The following is a 16,692-nucleotide window of genomic DNA, read 5'->3' on the forward strand; positions in this document are numbered from 1 at the left end:
TCGGATTTTAGACAGATTCTTTTTTCAAATTGTTTCATGCATATATAATTGTACTTTACTGGAAGTCAAAGAATTAGTAAAATACATTTAACTTATTGGAGCTATTAATAATCTTAATAATTAAACAAATAGCTGTTTGGAATTTACATGTAAGATTCAAAAAGTCGAAAGGAGTGTTTTTGTTGCAGTATGATGCGTTAAAAACATTTGTCACCCTTGTAGAAGTGAAAAATTTCACTAAAACAGCTGAAATTCTGCTGATGTCTCAGCCAAGTGTAAGCCTCCATATTAAAAACTTAGAAAAGGAATTTCAAACGAAGCTGTTTGAACGTTCTCCAAAATATTTAAAAGTAACTCCTACAGGGGAAATTCTCTATGATTGTGCAGTACAAATGATTACTATATATGAACAGACAAGGCAAAATATATTAGACCACCATCATTCCATCAAAGGAGATTTAAAAATAGGCGCAAGCTTCACGATAGGAGAATATATACTGCCCCCATTATTGCTGGAACTTCAGAAAACCCATCCCGATTTGGCACTCCAAGTAACAATTGGTAACACAGAAGAGGTAGTCGAGTCAGTCAGACGTTATCAAGTGGATATCGGTTTAATTGAAGGACAAACTAATGATAAGGAAATTTCTGTCCATCCATTTATGGAAGACGAACTGTTTGTTGTTGCATCTGCTAAACACCCGCTTGCTAGTAAGGAAATGGTTCCTATAAAGGAATTGCAAAACCAAGCGTGGATTACCCGGGAAATCGGATCAGGGACGAGGGAATACTTGGATCATGTCATCCGTTCAAACGGATTGAAGATGAACACACTTCTGACAATCAGCAGCAACCAGGCGATTAAAGAAACGGTCATAAGCGGCCTAGGGTTAACCCTTTTGTCTAAATGTGTAATAGAAAGGGACCTGCAGGCAGGAAATCTTTCGACCATCTCCCTTGATAAAGAAGTATTTAAAAGGACACTCTCCTATGTATACTCGCCTGTTATGAAGGAAAAGCAGAATGTAAAAACATTTATTCAGGCATTAAACAGCAAGTATCCATACCAGGAAGAGGAACATAGAAATTAAGATAAACATGCATAAAGAAATAATAAACCGCAACTACCTAGAAAGGAAGCTTTTATAGTCGTTCGCCTATTGCCTCTTTTGGATTTTGTAGTATGATAACGAAGGAGATTTTTTTCGTTAAAAGGAGTATTGTTATGAAAAAAAACAATAAGACATTTCGGATTGTCCTATTAGGGATGCTTTCTGCTATCATCATTATTCAAACGACAATCCCGTTTTTAGGATATATCCCGATTGGACCGCTTAGCTTGACGATTATTCAAGTAACAGTCATTATTGCAGCGATTGTTCTTGGCCCGAGGGAAGGAGCAATAGTCGGCGGTATATGGGGAATCATTACCTTTATCAGGGCATTTGTTGCACCGACAAGTCCAATTGCCCCGATTGTATTTACGAATCCCCTTGTCTCTGTTCTGCCCCGAATATTAATAGGTGTTGTAGCAGCATATGTATTTCATAAGCTGCTCAAAGACAAGCTTAATGAAACAGTTAGAATGAGTGTAGCTGGTGTGCTTGGATCTTTAACAAATACTGTTTTAGTGCTGGGATTGATTTATTTATTTTACCAGGAACCGTATGCGAATTTTCTAGAAATGAATATGGATCAGCTTTTGCCTGCGCTATTGACCATAATAGCTACTAATGGGGTTACCGAAGCAATTCTTTCAGGTATATTAGCCCCGATTATTTCAAAACCATTATTAAGAATTAGAAAAAAATAGCAGCTTAGGCTGCTTTTTTTTACGCCGTTTGCTGACATAATAATCTTTTAAAACGGCACAATATAAGAGATTAATTTTGGAGGTGAGTTTTTTGACAACTGTTAAAGATATAATGACAACGGATGTAAAGGTATGTCAGCCCCATGATTCTCTTGTGGAAGCGGCAAAAATAATGCGTGATGTTAACGTTGGGATTGTTCCTGTATGTGAAGGAAAAAAGGTTATTGGCATGATTACTGACCGTGATATTGTTATCAATGCAATCGCTGATGGCAAAGACGGAAATACGGTTCACTGTCATGATGTGATGACAGCGGATGTAACTACATGTACGCCAGATACAGATGTTCATGAATGTGCAAACATCATGTCAGAGAATCAGATTCGCCGCCTGCCTGTAGTTGAGAACGGCGAACTTGTCGGAATATGCGCAATTGGTGACCTTGCAAGAATCAATATTCATATGGATGAAGCAGGGCAAGCTTTGAGCGATATATCTGAACCACTTCATTAATTCTGTAAGCAAAAAAACCCGCTTTTTAAAAAGTGGGTTTTTTTGGCATGGACTTGCTGCTTATTTTTTATATATGCATATGTTAAAATAAGGTTATCAAAAAATTGTAAATGTTAGATGATTTAATTCCGACTAAACAACTAGAAAAACTTGTTGACAATATAATCAATTGTGATAAAATTTAGAAAAAACATTGCTTATCCAGAGCGACAGAGGGAATTGGCCCTATGATGTCCAGCAACCTGCATTTGTAACCAAGAGCAAGGTGCTAAATCCAACAAAATGGTCTCCATTTTGAAAGATAAGGTAGTTATATTACCTTGTGTCTTTCCGAATTGGGAAGATTTTTTTATTGCTATGATCATCGGTAACAGTTTTTTGTTTGTAGGAGGGATTTGTTAATGGGGGAAAAAACAAATCAACTGGACAAAATAAAAGATCAGTTGGAAGAAATGTTGAAAAATATGAAATTTGGCTCCATTACCTTAATTGTTCAGGATGGAAAAGTCATTCAAATCGAAAAAAGCGAAAAGATTAGACTTGGAAAATAAATTGCTGACTAGAGAAACTAGAGGCAGTTTTAACACAGGAATTGTGTTAAAGCTGTCTTTTTTGCATGTAAAGCAATTTATCTGGAGAGGAGTAGGCAACTTGAGTGAACTATTAACTTATGAAAATCTTGATCGTTATACATTGCCAGCATTCCCGAGCGACACAGAAACAAAAGGAGCTTTGGAAGTACTGGAATGGGCATATGAGACATATGAAGAGGAAATTGTATATGCCTGCAGCTTTGGTATAGAAGGAATTGTACTTATCGACTTAATTTCAAAAGTGAAGGAAGACGCCAAAATCGTCTTTTTAGATACAGATGTGCATTTTAAAGAAACATATGAATTGATAGAAAAAGTGAAAAAAAAATATCCGCTACTGCAAATTGAAATGAAAAAACCAGAATTAACATTGGCAGAGCAAGCAGAACAGTATGGGGATGAGCTATGGACATCTAATCCAAATAAGTGCTGTGAAATTAGAAAAGTTATTCCATTAAATTCTGTTCTTTCAGGTTCAACTGCTTGGATATCTGGATTAAGAAGAGAACAGGGCGGAGCAAGGGCGAATACGGAATATATCAATCTAGACAATAAATTCAAAAGTATTAAAGTATGCCCGCTTATTCACTGGACTTGGAAGGATGTTTGGAGATACGCACACAAGAATCAGCTTGACTATAATGTCCTTCATGATAACGGCTATCCGAGTATTGGCTGCAGAACATGCACACAGCCTGCTTTCACAATGGAAGATATGCGCTCTGGAAGATGGTCTGGCAAAGGAAAAACAGAATGCGGGCTACATTTACAATAACTTAAAGGAAACTAAATGATGATGATAATTCTTGCAGGCATAATGTCTTTATTCTTTGCCATGAACATAGGCGCAAGTGGTGCTGCGGCAAGCCTTGGCGTTGCCTATGGTTCAGGTGCGATTCCAAGCAAAAGGCATGCCCTCCTTTTATGCGGTGTTGCGATTTTTTTAGGGGCCTTTTTAGGAGGCAGTGAAGTAGTTAAAACGATAGGGGAAGATCTCATTCCAAGCAGCTTGCTTAATGCAAAAATCGTGTTAATTATTCTGTCATCTGCCGCCATTTCCCTGTTTATCGCAAATTTAATGGGGATTCCGTTATCAACTAGCGAAATCACTGTTGGCAGCGTTGTTGGTGTTGGCGTAGCATATAAAAGCCTTTTTATTGGACATATTTTATGGATTGTATTCTTTTGGATTTTTATTCCCTTCGTTTCCTTTGGAATTGCTTTGGCAGCAGGGAAGCTAATCATGCGAGCTGAGAGGAAGTACACTTGGCTGAAAGCGAGCAAATCACAGCGTTACTTATCCGTTTTCGTAATTGTTGTTGGTTTTTTTGAAGCCTTTTCGGCAGGAATGAATAATGTAGCTAATGCTGTTGGTCCGATGGTTGGAGCCAATCTCATCTCGATGAGCAGCGGAATATTAATAGGCGGTTTGGCTATCAGTATTGGAGCTATTTTGCTGGGTGGAAGGGTATTGCAGACAAATGGGAAGAAAATCGTCCAATTCAGCAAGCTGGAAGGCGGAATTATTTCTGGTATCGGAGCAACCTTAGTTACAATTGCTTCCATTTTCGGACTTCCTGTGCCGTTGACTCAAGTAACAAGCACAGCGATTATTGGCATCGGTGTTGCGAAGAATGGTGTAGGACTTTTCAAAAAGCAGATGATTCATCGAATTATAAAGGTATGGATTGTTTCACCAGTCTTGTCTCTTGTTATTTCCTACTGTCTTGTACAACTATTTGTTAAAAATGATTTCTACAATGTCATTGTGCTGTCGAGTGTATGTATCGCCACATTAGGCATCTTAAGCCTCGTGAAATCAATCAAAGAAGATAATCGCTCTATATATGAGGACGGAGGCGGCATTTGATATATGCAAATCCGTTTCTATTAAATATAAATAATAATATAACTAGATGTTAAATTAGGAAGGATAGGTGCAAAGATTATGGCATTAAGCAAACCTCATGGAGGAACACTAATTAATTTATGGGAACCAAATTATGATGTGAGCGGCATTACACAAGAGCTTGAAATTGATGGCGTTGCGCTAAGTGATTTAGAATTAATCGGAAATGGAGCTTTCAGCCCACTAACTGGGTTTTTGACACAGAAAGACTATGAATCTGTTGTAGAGAACATGAGGCTTGCTTCAGGGCAAATTTGGAGTATTCCAATTACACTTCCTGTATCACAAGAGCAAGCAGACAAATTAGAAGTGAATGACATAGTGAAGCTTGTACATGACGGTGATGTGTATGGTGTGCTTACTGTTGAAGATAAATTTAAACCAAATAAAGAAAAAGAAGCAGAAGCTGTTTACCGCACTGCAGATTTGGCTCATCCTGGAGTAAAGAAGGTTTTTGAAAGAGGAAATGTGTATATTGGTGGTTCTATTAAACTGCTGAAAAAATTAAAAAGAACTAAATTTGAAAGTTTCTACCTAGATCCTAAAGATACTAGAGAAGTGTTCCAAGAGAAGGGCTGGAAGACTGTTGTCGGTTTCCAAACTAGAAACCCTGTGCACCGTGCTCATGAATATATTCAGAAGACGGCTTTAGAAACAGTGGATGGATTATTCTTGAACCCGCTTGTTGGTGAAACAAAATCAGATGACATTCCTGCAGATGTACGAATGGAAAGCTACCAAGTACTATTGAAAAACTATTACCCAGAAGACCGTGTATATCTTGCTGTTTTCCCTGCTGCAATGCGTTATGCTGGACCGAGAGAAGCAGTATTCCATGCACTTGTAAGGAAAAACTACGGCTGCACACACTTTATTGTGGGACGAGATCATGCAGGTGTGGGCAATTATTATGGCACATATGATGCGCAAAGGATTTTTGATCAATTTGAATCAGAAGAACTTGGTATTAATCTGTTGTTCTTTGAACACAGCTTCTATTGCAAAAAGTGTGAAAACATGGCGTCTACAAAAACTTGCCCTCATGACAAGGAATATCATGAAATCTTATCTGGAACAAAGGTGCGCGAGCTTCTAAGAAATGGTGAAATTCCGCCAAGCACGTTCAGCCGCAAAGAAGTAGTGGAAGTGCTGATAAAAGGCTTGAAAAACCAAGAGATCCATTCATAATACAGGGGGAAAAGTAAATGAGCGGCAAAAGTACAAATATCACATGGCATGAACAAACTGTTTCAAAAGAACGCAGAAGAGAGAAAAATAAACATCACAGCTATGTATTGTGGTTTACTGGTCTTTCCGGTTCAGGGAAATCATCTGTAGCTAACGCAGTTGCAGAGAGGCTGTTCCAAGATGATACGCTCACATATGTGCTGGATGGTGATAATATCCGTTTCGGAATCAATAAAGATCTTGGCTTCTCTGAAGAAGACAGGAAGGAAAACATTCGCAGAATTGGCGAAGTCAGCAAGCTGTTTGTAGACAGTGGGCAAGTGGTGCTGACTGCCTTTATCTCTCCGTTCCGCAATGATCGAGAAGGAGTCAGAGAATTGCTGGAGGGCAATGAGTTTGTTGAAGTATATGTGAAATGTTCATTGGAAGCTTGTGAAGCTAGAGATCCTAAAGGTCTTTATGAGAAGGCAAGGCAAGGAATCATCAAGGACTTCACAGGAATCAGCTCTCCTTATGAAGAGCCGGTTAATCCGGAGATTGTGATTGACTCGGAAAAAAATTCCATTGAAGAATGTGTGGAGCAAATTGTTCAATTTTTGAAAGAAAAAGGCTATTATAGAAATATATAAATATAGAAAGAAAGGAATTATAGTGTCTCTAGTTTTGAGAGAATCCTATAATTCCTTTCTGTTAATATGCCAAAGCTTAGGATTATGCAGCAACAGAGGAAGGTGAAAGATGTGGGGAAAGTTTATTTGGTAGGAGCAGGGCCTGGAGATCCTGATTTAATTACTGTTAAAGGGCTGAATTGCATTAAAAATGCTGATGTTATCGTATATGACCGACTTGTTAACAAAGAGCTGCTGCATTACGCAAAGCCGAAGGCAGAATTGGTATATTGCGGAAAGCTGCCGCATCATCATGTAATGAAACAGGAATTGATTAATCAGACGCTCGTCAAGCATGCTAAAAGAGGAAAGATAGTGACAAGATTAAAAGGGGGAGACCCTTTTGTATTTGGCAGGGGCGGAGAAGAAGCAGAAGAATTGGCTAAAAATCAGATTCCGTTTGAAATTGTGCCAGGCATCACTGCGGGTATTGCTGCACCGAGCTATGCAGGAATCCCCGTTACACACAGAGATTATGGTTCATCCTTTGCTTTTGTAACAGGACATATGAAGAATGGGGAAGAAGACAGCATCAAGTGGGAGGCATTATGCCATATAGATACACTTGCCATCTATATGGGAGTTAAAAACTTACCGAATATCAGGGAGAAGCTGCTTTCCTATCAAAAAAGCGGGGATACTCCTGTTGCCTTGATTAATTGGGGAACTACGAGCAGCCAGCGAACGATTGTAACAACATTAGATAAAGCTGTAGAGGATGCGCAAAACGGGCAGATTGAAAATCCGTGCATGATTATTATCGGTGAGGTTGTCCGCATGCGTGAAAAAATTAAATGGTTTGAAAACTCATTTGAAGATCCATTGGCGAAAGAAGTGGTTTTATAATGAAAGCAGTTTTGTATATATGCCATGGCAGCAGGGTAAAGGAAGCGAGTGACCAGGCAATATCCTTTGTAAAGGAATGCATGAAAGAGAATGATTACCCCATTCAGGAGTATTGCTTTTTAGAGCTCTCAGAGCCAAGCATTGAGGAAGGCTTTAAGACATGTGTAGCAAAAGGCGCAACAACGATAATAGCTGTTCCTGTCTTGTTGCTGACAGCAGCTCATGCAAAGATTGATATTCCTGAAGTCCTCGACGAACTCGTTAAAGCATATCCAGACGTAGCATTACATTATGGACGCCCGATTGGTGTACATGAGAAGATGGCAGAGATTGTCATAGCTAAAATTAAACAGTCTGAATTGTATGTTAAAAACAAGTCACTTGTTCTGCTTGTTGGCAGGGGCAGTAGTGATCCGGATGTAAAGCGGGATTTACGGGAAATTAGTGACTTGGTAGAGCGGTCGCTGGACGGTGTTAAAGTGGAGGACTGTTATTTGACAGCAGCATCTCCTAGCTTTGAAGCTGCCCTTCAGGCTGCAAGCAACTCTCAGTACGAAAATATCATCGTCATTCCATATTTGCTGTTTACAGGTATACTGATGAACACGATGCGCAAGACAATCAACGGATTATCAAATTCAAATAAAAACTATGAGCTTTGCAACTACTTAGGATACCAGCCTGCTATTGCTAGTATTCTGAAGGATCGAATTGATGAAGCAGCTGGGGCTAAACTGTATGTTCCCATTAATGGTTAATATGCAGAATAAGAAATGTATCGTTGCAGGTGGAGGCAAGGTTGCCTTAAGGAAAGTAAAAGCACTAATTGCAGAAGGTGCAAACATTACAGTTATTAGTCCTGTACTATGTCCTGAGCTTGAGGAGCTCGAGCAAGCGGGAGCAATCGCTGCAGTTAGAAAAAAAGCAGCAGAAAGTGATTGTAAGGATGCTTTTTTTGTAGTTACAGCAACGAATGACGATAAAGCAAACCAAAGATTAGCGAACAGGCTGAAGCACCGTATGCTAGTTAATAATGCTAGCTCTGCTGATAATGGAAACTGTCATATACCGGCAAGTTTGCAAAGAGGCAGGCTTATCTTAAGTGTGTCGACAATGGGTGCAAGCCCAATCCTCGCAAGAAAAATCAAGGATGAATGGGCACAGGAATACCCTGATGGTTTGGAGGATTATTTCGATTTTTTATTTAATGCCCGGGAAATGATTAAAAGAGCTAATCTAAATTCTGTTGATAAGAAGGGCTTGTTAGAGGAGATAACGGACAATAAATACAAGCAATCTCCACAATTGAGAGATGATTTTTATAAGCTGCTCCAAAACTTCTAACGAGGAATGTTAGAGGTTTTTTTGTGAGAAAAAATGCCTGCTGATCTTTCCAGACAGCAGGCATTCGTCTTAATTTTTTGTTTTTACATATTCCATCACATACCGAACGTACTTGTCGTCCTTACACATCCAGGCTCCGTGATTTCTCTTTAAAAAGTTTTCTCCTTCTTGGAAGGAAGAAAAAGTTTCAGGCAGCTTTGTTTTCTTTTTGTTGATAACCCATTGCTGCTTGCCAGTCGGATATAGATAAAATATATCATCATGTTTATTCTCATAAAGTGTGCCTAATGGAGAATTCTTCTTATTATATTCATTCTTTTTAGGATCTTCCCTTAATGCTTCAAGCGGGAATGTATCTGTTACGAAGTTTTTATATGCTTCACTCGTCATTGTGCAGCCAGACGCTTTCACATGTCCGCCTCCACCATATGTACCGGCAACTTTGGAGACATCGACGTGGTCATGAATGGTTCGGAAACCGACCCTCTTGCCGCCAATATTAAGGATTGCTATATAATCGAGATGCGGGTATTCTTTGCCTAGCTCATTGCCTAGTTCTGAGTGATATGATTCGGCATAAACAACACCTGCATAAAGACCGTCGATTTGTGTTTGAACAAGCTCCCGCCGTTTGCGGCGAATATATCGTTCAATTTTTTTCTCTTCCAAATCAAGAATTTGCTGCTCTACTTCATCAAAGAAGAAGTGGTTGTTATTCTCAAGACGCGCAACCATTTTTTCTACAAATTCGTCAAATGATATTAAATAGAAAAGTGCATTCAGCTTTTGGGCATCAAAGTTTTCATTCTTTTCCCAATCCCATGTATCGTACTGTCTGACAAGCTCTACAAACTCAAGCACACTGTCAGAGGGAGTGAGATGCCCGTTTTTAACAAGGTACTCATATAATAATGAAGTAGCACAGGTGGAAATTCCTTCTTCATCTTCTACTACTACATGTCCCCATTCAAAATCATTTAAATGTAAGGCTGTTTTATGATGATCTATCAGTTGGACCTTGCCGCCCTTCTTATAGTAATCATCCAGCCTGATAGCATTCTCTTCACTTACAGAAAGGTCTGTAACGATAAGGAATGTATCCTCAGGCTTTTGGTCAAGGAATCTTTCTACCTCAAGATTCAGGCTGGAAACAGAATTATAGCGGATTTCCACATCTTCTCCAAAGGCAAGCTTTGCGATGATTCCACAGCCGACCCCATCAAGGTCATTATGCGACAATAATTTATACATTTTTTTCACCCCTGCCCAATAGTATAATCTAATATGGAAAAAATAGAACATGTTTCTTTTGAAAAGGACATATAAACGAGAAAGACCTAAGGTAATATGTACTTAGGTCTGACTCTTATGGACTTATTCAAAAGCAACAAAAACCTGGTAGCTGCCTATACGCAATTCAGTCATGCTTTCTGACACTGTGTAACGAATGCTATTTAAAAGGACACCTTTATTAATCAGATTCTCATACTCCTGTGCCAAGGAAATAAATTCTTTTGATCCGCCAAGCTTCAAAGTAATCCGCTGCTCGACAGGCAAATTCTTTTGTTTTCTCAAGTCTTGAACAGAGCGGATAAAATCCCTTACTAATCCTTCTTTTGCTAATTCGTCTGTGATGCTAGTATCTATTATAACAGTAAAGTTCCTGTTTGACGCCTCGCTGTAGCCTGACATAGATGCAGTTTTCTGGACAAGCACATCCTCTTTAAAGAGTTCAACCTGCTGTTCGTCTGCTGTGATGGTTAACTTTCCATCGTAAAGAAACTGTTCTATCTCTTCTTTTGTGAGATGGCCGAGAGCTTTATGAACGGGATTTGCCTTTTTACCGAGACGCTTGCCGGCATTTTTGAAGTCGAGCTTGAGGCTGTATTGTACATAGCCTTTACTTGACTCAGTCCAGTCTATCGTTTTTACATTCAGCTCACTTTTAATGATTTGGCTGAAAGATTGCAATGCCGAAGGCGGAGTGTCATTTGAGACTATAGCCATCATGGCAAGCGGCTGTTTCGTCTTGATTTGGCTTTGATGCCGTATGTTTCTTCCCAGTTCCACAATTTCTCTTACACCGCTCATTTTCTTTTCAAGCTCTATGTTGATGTTCGCTTCTTCACCAGCTGGGAAATCTTCTAAATGAACGCTTTTTCCAGTCAGCTTATAATGAATATCTTCAGCAGTAAAAGGTGTGAACGGTGCGAGCAGCTTAGAGATATGAACAAGCAGGCTGTAAAGAGTATGGTAAGCACAAGCTTTATCCTCAGACATGCCTTCACTCCAAAACCGTTCTCTGTTTCTTCTGATATACCAATTACTTACGTCTTCTAAAAGAGTGCCAATATGTCTTGCTGCATTTGTCAGCTGGAAGCTTTCCATTTCTTTGCGGACTTGCGAGACAGTTGAAGCAAGCCGGGAAAGAGCCCATTTATCCATCAAGGTTAAGGAAAGACTAGCTGGCGTTGAATTCGGATCAAATCCATCGATATCAGCATACATTTTGTAGAAATGATGAAGACTTGTTAGAGTATCGACTAGCTTTGACTTAGCTTCCTGTACATTTTTGACAGAAAATCGCTTCTGGTTCCAAGGTGCGCTGTCCTCTATCAATGCCCATCTTAGCGAATCGGCGCCAAACTTGTGGATCAGCTCTACTGGGTCAAGGGCGTTGCCTTTGCTTTTTGACATTTTTTGTCCTGCCTCATCAAGAACGTGGCCAGTCGCCAGTACATTCTTATACGGCAGCTCGCCTTTATAAAGAGTGGAGACAGCCAATAAGGAGTAGAACCAGCCTCTTGTCTGGTCAATTCCCTCAACTATCACATCGGCTGGGAATTGCCTTTGCCATAACTCCTCATTCTCAAAAGGGGTATGATATTGGGCGAATGGCATAGACCCGCTATCGAACCAGACATCGATTACTTCAGGTGTGCGCACCATCATTGTGCTGCAGGAAGGACAAGGGAATGTCACCTCATCGACATATGGTTTATGAAGCTCAAGCTCAGCAAGATTGCTGCCGGTTAATGCTGCTAATTCTGCTATTGATTTGGGAGCCTCCTGATGGTTACAGGAAGGACATTCCCATACATTTAAAGGTGTACCCCAATAGCGGCTCCGGCTTATATTCCAATCTACCATTCCCTCAAGAAATTTCCCGAAACGCCCGTCCTTGATAGTGTCTGGATGCCAGTTTACCTGCTGGTTATTAAGTAGCATTGCCTCCTTGACAGCTGTTGTTCGGATGAACCAGCTCTCTAGTGCATAATAAAGCAGGGGAGAATCACAACGCCAGCAGTGCGGGTAAGAATGTTCGTATCTTTCTTTATGGAACAATAGCCCTTTCTCATGAAGGAGCTTGATGATGTCGACATCACAATCCTTAACGAATCTGCCTGTCAAAGGTGTGACCGCTTCTGTATATTTGCCCTGTTCATCCACGACTTGAACAAAGGAAAGGTTATTTTCTTGTACAAGACGATAATCGTCCTCCCCATATGCTGGAGCAATATGAACAATGCCAGTTCCGCTGTCTGCAGTCACAAAGTCGCCATGAACAACATAATGGCCTTTTGCGACTTTGATAAAGGAGAATGGCGGTTCGTAACTGAGACCGAGCAATGCAGACCCCTTCACTGTCTCTAAGAGGACGCTGTCAGGAGACATTAATGTAGGAGCCAAATCCTTTGCTACGATATATACTTCGTCTCCAGTCTGTATTCGAACGTAGTCTAACTTTTCATTCACTGCAAGAGCAACGTTTGCAGGCAGTGTCCAAGGTGTTGTCGTCCAGCCGAGGATAAACTCATTGTCCTTATTCTTTAGTTTAAACCTTACAGTTGCGCTCAAGTCCTTTACATCTTTATAGCCTTGCGCGACCTCATGAGAGCTTAATGATGTCTGACAGCTCGGGCAGTAAGGGGAAACTCTGTGACCTTTATAAAGCAGGCCTTTTTCATGGATGGTTCCGAGTATGTGCCATACCGATTCAATATACTCATTGCTCATTGTCATATAAGGGTTCTCCATGTCGACCCAGTATCCTAGTTCCTTTGTAAAGTCTCTCCATTGCTTTTCATAGGAGAAGACGCTCGCCTTGCATTTTTGAATAAATGCCTCTACTCCATATTCTTCAATGGCCTGCTTTCCGGATATGCCAAGCTCTTTTTCCACACCAAGCTCTACAGGCAGACCGTGCGTGTCCCAGCCAGCCTTTCGGATTACCTGCTTGCCTGCCATTGTCTGGTAACGTGCTATGATGTCTTTGATTGTGCGCCCAAGAGCATGGCCAACATGGGGTAAGCCATTTGCAGTAGGCGGTCCCTCGTAGAAAACAAAGGATTCCTGATTTTTTCTTGCCTCAACTGATTTTTCAAAAATATGATTGTGCTCCCAAAGAGCAAGGATTCTTTTTTCTCTTTCTGCTTGTGTTTCTTGCTGGCTATTTTTCATGATAAAATCCTCCTTGGATTTAATAGTTACCAGAAAATACCGGAACATGACAGAGTCGGAGTAAACAAAAAACACTCGTCCCTATAAATAGGGACGAGTGTATATACCCGCGTTACCACCCAAATTCTGCTGCAAAAAGCAGTCAGCGCTTAGTCAACGTACTATCATACGCGTTCCTTTTTAACGGGGGAAATCCCGTCAAGGCTTACTTTAAATATTCAGCCTTGCATCTCAGAGATGATTTTTCCGTCAGAATCCCTTGCCGGCTTCCACCAGTTCCGGCTCGCTTATAAGTTCATGCATGACGTACTTGTTCTCTTCATCGATTTATAAGTTTCTGGAATGTTTTGTATATAATATCACTTATTATACCTTAATTCAAGGTAATTGATTCTTGATATTTTAGTATATGAGCGGTTTAGGATTTAGTTGCTTGCAAGTAATGAGAAATGGCTAGCAGGGGGAAGATTTTGCTGTAGCTATAATAATCAATATAGAATTGCCCAGGCAAACCTATACCTGTAGGGTAGGTGAGGCTGCGTTCATCCTTCATGCCCTTTAAGAGAAATTCTATCCCTTTTGTTACAGCCTTGCTTTTCCACTCTCCTGCAGCAATTAACGCGTCAAGTGCCCATGCTGTCTGGGAATCTGTACTAAAGGGAAGAGGGATATAATGGCGCTTTTCGCAGCTATGACAAGATTCACCCCAACCTCCATCCTCTCTTTGAATAGTTTTCAGCCATTTGATGCCTTTCTTTATGCTCTGGTCGCTTGCTGCTGTTCCGGTTGCCCTTAAACCAGTGATAGCAGCCCATGTTCCATATATATAACAGACACCCCAGCGGCCATACCAAGAACCATCTTTTTCTTGATTGTCTATTAGCCATCGCGCAGCTGACTTAATATGAGGGTGTTTCTGTTGAAGTTTGGCAAAACGACCTAAATATTCAAGTACTCTGCCCGTCAAATCTGGTGTAGACGGGTCAACAGCAGCGTCCTTTGCATTCTCAATAGGAACATGCTGAAGAATCTCCCAATCAGTGTTTTTTTCAAATGCACCCCAGCCTCCATCGCTGTTTTGCATGGAAAGGAGATAGTTAGTTCCGCGCTGCCAAGAGCTATGAACGTTCGTATTTAGAAGAGCTGTTCTAGTTAAAGCTCGCAAAGCGGCCGATGTATCGTCATTGTCTGGATTGTTTGTATTAATATCTGAAAAGCCCCAGCCTCCAGGAGTTGTATCTGGATTATGGACTTTCCAGTCTCCCGCTGCTGTATGCTGTTTTTTAAGGAGATAGTTAATAGACTTCCTAATAACAGGACTGTCAGGCAAGCAGCCTGCTTCTTGGAGACTGTAGCTTGTTAATGCTGTGTCCCAGACGGTGCTTGTTGAGTTTTCCAAGTGGGCGTTTTCTCCTTTTTTGTCAATCAGGGAGGATAATCCTGATATTGCCTTTTTAATAACCGGCGAATCCTTGCGATAGCCAATGGAAAGCAGGCCGTAAATCATAAAAAAAGTTGCACTTGCATAGCTGTAAAGTGTACCATCCTCTTCAAGCCGATCAAGTATATATTTTTCCGCATAATAATATCCGAGCTGATGGAGGTAAGCAGGCCATCTTCCAATTTGTTTTATTTCTTTCCAAACAAATGACAGTGGTGATCTTTCAGCCTCCAAATGAGCAATCGGGTTGAACATTTCCTCGCTTCTTCCGTACAGGTCGCTTAAATCAGGCTTGTTTTTAGTGTGGACGGCAAATTTTTTATTGGATGCAAGCAGCATAGGGATGAAATGAATGCGAGCATAGGCACTGAACTGAAAGAAATTAACAGGCTGGTAGGAAGGCAAAAGTAAAAAGGTCATTGGAACATAAACCATTCGGGACCATGGATACAGTCCGTTGGCAGAGAGCATCCATCTAATCATAAAATGGGCTTTGGAAATCCCTCCGTTTTGAACAATAAAGGACTTTGCCTTTATCATATTGTCGTCTGTCTGCTTAGCGTAACCAGAGTATAAAAGGGCCGTATACGCAATGATTGTCGCAGATAAATGCCCATTCGGTGCATCTATGTATGCTTTCCAATAGCCTTCTTTATGCTGGGAATTTTTTAAGGATGTGGCAAGAAGCTTAATATTATCTTCCTCCGTACTAATTTCCAACGCTCTGCATGTAATGATAAAGAAAGCATCTGTCATTAAACTGCCTTGAAAGCGAAAGCGGAAAGACCCGTCGCTATGCTGTAGCTTTACAAACTCATCAATTCTGTGTTTTTTTTCGTTTTCAATATCTGCTATTTTCAAGTTAATCACCTCAAATCTTGATTATCTATACATAAGGTATGCATCTCATCCCCAGTATCGTGAATACAAAGGCAAAAAGAATAGATGAAAGCAGTTTCTAGACAAAGGAATCGAGGTATAGGAAAAGAAAATACGAAGTTAGAAAGTAGGGAATTGTATGGTACATCATTTAAAGCTTGCAGTAGATGCAAATGCTGCCTTAGGAGAGGGACCGTTTTGGGATCACAAGGAAAATGTGCTTTATTGGGTTGATATTAATAACAAAAAAATCTGCATGTATAATCCAGCTGACAATGAAAATAAGGAATTAGAGCTTCCTGAGAAGGTCAGTGCTGTCATTCCGGTGAACAGCGGAAAGGGAGCAATAGCTGCTTTGGAAAATGGCTTTCATTATGTCGATCTTACAAACGGTGAGATTCAACCGATTTTTGATCCAGAAGAGCATTTGTCTAATAACAGGTTTAATGATGGAAAATGTGACGCACAAGGTCGATTTTGGGCAGGTACGATGAGCACAAAGGACGAGATGGAGCAAGGCGCGTTATATTGTTTGGATAAGGATGGCACGATTACAAAAAAGCTTGATAAGTTAAGCACATCTAATGGATTGGCTTGGTCATTGGATAACAAGTACCTATACTTGATTGATACCCCTGTGCAAAAGGTATACCGATTCGATTATGAAGTTCATTCAGGCAATATTGACAATAGCGTGGCTATTATTGACTTTTCAAATGAAGAAGGGTTTCCTGATGGTATGACAATAGATGAAGAGGGGATGCTGTGGATTGCTCATTGGGGTGGCGCGCGTGTATCAAGGTGGAATCCTCATAGTGGCGAAAAAATAGATGAAATTAAAGTGCCAGCCCAAAACGTTACCTCCTGTGTATTTGGAGGAGAAGAATTAAATGAGCTTTATATTACAACAGCGCAAGAAGGAATGACTTCAGAGGAGTTGGAAAAATACCCGCTGTCAGGGGCACTTTTCACATGCAAAATGGACATAAAAGGTCTGCCTGGTAATTATTACGGCGGATAATGAAAAAGATTCATG

At 40.4% G+C, this 16,692-nt stretch carries 15 protein-coding genes, 1 riboswitch and 1 other annotated feature; of the genes, 12 read left to right on the forward strand and 3 right to left on the reverse strand.

Going from position 1 to position 16,692, the window contains the following annotated elements; all coding sequences use genetic code 11:
- The first annotated feature begins 182 nt into the window (after nt 1–182).
- From L8T27_RS01070 to L8T27_RS01120, 11 genes are all read left to right on the forward strand, one after another.
- Nucleotides 183–1,091 carry a LysR family transcriptional regulator gene (locus L8T27_RS01070; RefSeq protein ID WP_233316825.1) on the forward strand — a complete coding sequence of 303 codons (909 nt, stop codon included), beginning with the start codon at nt 183–185 and terminating at the stop codon, nt 1,089–1,091.
- A 134-nt stretch (nt 1,092–1,225) separates the two neighbouring features.
- Entirely contained in the window at nt 1,226–1,813 is a 588-nt protein-coding gene (locus tag L8T27_RS01075) for an ECF transporter S component (RefSeq protein ID WP_233316826.1), read from the forward strand.
- A 91-nt stretch (nt 1,814–1,904) separates the two neighbouring features.
- On the forward strand, nt 1,905–2,327 hold the full coding sequence (locus L8T27_RS01080; protein ID WP_233316827.1) for a CBS domain-containing protein: 423 nt from the start codon (nt 1,905–1,907) through the stop codon (nt 2,325–2,327).
- A 194-nt stretch (nt 2,328–2,521) separates the two neighbouring features.
- Nucleotides 2,522–2,635: riboswitch (SAM riboswitch) on the forward strand.
- Nucleotides 2,636–2,728: 93 nt separating this feature from the next.
- Nucleotides 2,729–2,878, forward strand: coding sequence for a YezD family protein (locus tag L8T27_RS01085; RefSeq protein WP_233316828.1), 150 nt, complete (start codon nt 2,729–2,731; stop codon nt 2,876–2,878).
- A gap of 100 nt (nt 2,879–2,978) precedes the next feature.
- The gene (locus tag L8T27_RS01090; protein WP_233316829.1) at nt 2,979–3,695 is read left to right on the forward strand and encodes a phosphoadenylyl-sulfate reductase; all 717 of its coding nucleotides are present in this window, start codon (nt 2,979–2,981) and stop codon (nt 3,693–3,695) included.
- 18 nt (nt 3,696–3,713) lie between these two features.
- On the forward strand, nt 3,714–4,790 hold the full coding sequence (locus L8T27_RS01095) for a sulfate permease (protein WP_396953819.1): 1,077 nt from the start codon (nt 3,714–3,716) through the stop codon (nt 4,788–4,790).
- 78 nt (nt 4,791–4,868) lie between these two features.
- On the forward strand, nt 4,869–6,017 hold the full coding sequence (gene sat, locus L8T27_RS01100; protein ID WP_233316830.1) for a sulfate adenylyltransferase: 1,149 nt from the start codon (nt 4,869–4,871) through the stop codon (nt 6,015–6,017).
- A gap of 17 nt (nt 6,018–6,034) precedes the next feature.
- Entirely contained in the window at nt 6,035–6,646 is a 612-nt protein-coding gene (cysC, locus tag L8T27_RS01105) for an adenylyl-sulfate kinase (RefSeq protein WP_233316831.1), read from the forward strand.
- Between the two features lie 111 nt (nt 6,647–6,757).
- Nucleotides 6,758–7,531 (forward strand): uroporphyrinogen-III C-methyltransferase, encoded by a 774-nt coding sequence (gene cobA / locus L8T27_RS01110; RefSeq protein WP_233316832.1) that lies wholly within the window; start codon nt 6,758–6,760, stop codon nt 7,529–7,531.
- Nucleotides 7,531–8,289 (forward strand): sirohydrochlorin chelatase, encoded by a 759-nt coding sequence (locus L8T27_RS01115; protein WP_233316833.1) that lies wholly within the window; start codon nt 7,531–7,533, stop codon nt 8,287–8,289. Before cobA ends, L8T27_RS01115 begins: the two co-directional genes overlap by 1 nt.
- On the forward strand, nt 8,270–8,875 hold the full coding sequence (locus L8T27_RS01120) for an NAD(P)-dependent oxidoreductase (protein ID WP_233316834.1): 606 nt from the start codon (nt 8,270–8,272) through the stop codon (nt 8,873–8,875). Before L8T27_RS01115 ends, L8T27_RS01120 begins: the two co-directional genes overlap by 20 nt.
- Nucleotides 8,876–8,944: 69 nt before the next feature.
- On the opposite strand, the gene L8T27_RS01125 is transcribed toward L8T27_RS01120, so the two are convergent.
- The 3 genes from L8T27_RS01125 to L8T27_RS01135 form a co-directional block, all read right to left on the reverse strand.
- A complete protein-coding gene (locus tag L8T27_RS01125; protein ID WP_233316835.1) occupies nt 8,945–10,126 on the reverse strand; it encodes a DHH family phosphoesterase in 1,182 nt (393 codons plus the stop codon).
- A 123-nt stretch (nt 10,127–10,249) separates the two neighbouring features.
- Nucleotides 10,250–13,339, reverse strand: a complete 3,090-nt coding sequence (gene ileS / locus L8T27_RS01130; protein WP_396953818.1) for an isoleucine--tRNA ligase — start codon at nt 13,337–13,339, stop codon at nt 10,250–10,252.
- 83 nt (nt 13,340–13,422) lie between these two features.
- Nucleotides 13,423–13,668: a binding site (T-box leader), on the reverse strand.
- 86 nt (nt 13,669–13,754) lie between these two features.
- Complete coding sequence (locus L8T27_RS01135) at nt 13,755–15,647, reverse strand: terpene cyclase/mutase family protein (protein WP_396953817.1); 1,893 nt, start codon at nt 15,645–15,647, stop codon at nt 13,755–13,757.
- Between the two features lie 148 nt (nt 15,648–15,795).
- Here L8T27_RS01135 and L8T27_RS01140 point away from each other — a divergent pair, with 148 nt between their 5' ends.
- Nucleotides 15,796–16,677, forward strand: a complete 882-nt coding sequence (locus L8T27_RS01140) for an SMP-30/gluconolactonase/LRE family protein (protein WP_237940555.1) — start codon at nt 15,796–15,798, stop codon at nt 16,675–16,677.
- Nucleotides 16,678–16,692 lie beyond the last annotated feature (15 nt).

It is taken from the genome of Niallia sp. Man26, assembly GCF_022049065.2.
GTDB lineage: Bacteria > Bacillota > Bacilli > Bacillales > Cytobacillaceae > Niallia.

Excerpts from the sequence above, each read along its gene's own strand:
- cysC (WP_233316831.1), top strand. The coding sequence starts at position 6,035 with ATGAGCGGCAAAAGTACAAATATCACATGGCATGAACAAACTGTTTCA.
- L8T27_RS01085 (WP_233316828.1), top strand. The coding sequence starts at position 2,729 with ATGGGGGAAAAAACAAATCAACTGGACAAAATAAAAGATCAGTTGGAA.
- L8T27_RS01075 (WP_233316826.1), top strand. The coding sequence starts at position 1,226 with ATGAAAAAAAACAATAAGACATTTCGGATTGTCCTATTAGGGATGCTT.
- sat (WP_233316830.1), top strand. The coding sequence starts at position 4,869 with ATGGCATTAAGCAAACCTCATGGAGGAACACTAATTAATTTATGGGAA.
- L8T27_RS01120 (WP_233316834.1), top strand. The coding sequence starts at position 8,270 with ATGTTCCCATTAATGGTTAATATGCAGAATAAGAAATGTATCGTTGCA.
- L8T27_RS01125 (WP_233316835.1), bottom strand. The coding sequence starts at position 10,126 with ATGTATAAATTATTGTCGCATAATGACCTTGATGGGGTCGGCTGTGGA.
- L8T27_RS01115 (WP_233316833.1), top strand. The coding sequence starts at position 7,531 with ATGAAAGCAGTTTTGTATATATGCCATGGCAGCAGGGTAAAGGAAGCG.
- L8T27_RS01095 (WP_396953819.1), top strand. The coding sequence starts at position 3,714 with ATGATGATAATTCTTGCAGGCATAATGTCTTTATTCTTTGCCATGAAC.
- L8T27_RS01140 (WP_237940555.1), top strand. The coding sequence starts at position 15,796 with ATGGTACATCATTTAAAGCTTGCAGTAGATGCAAATGCTGCCTTAGGA.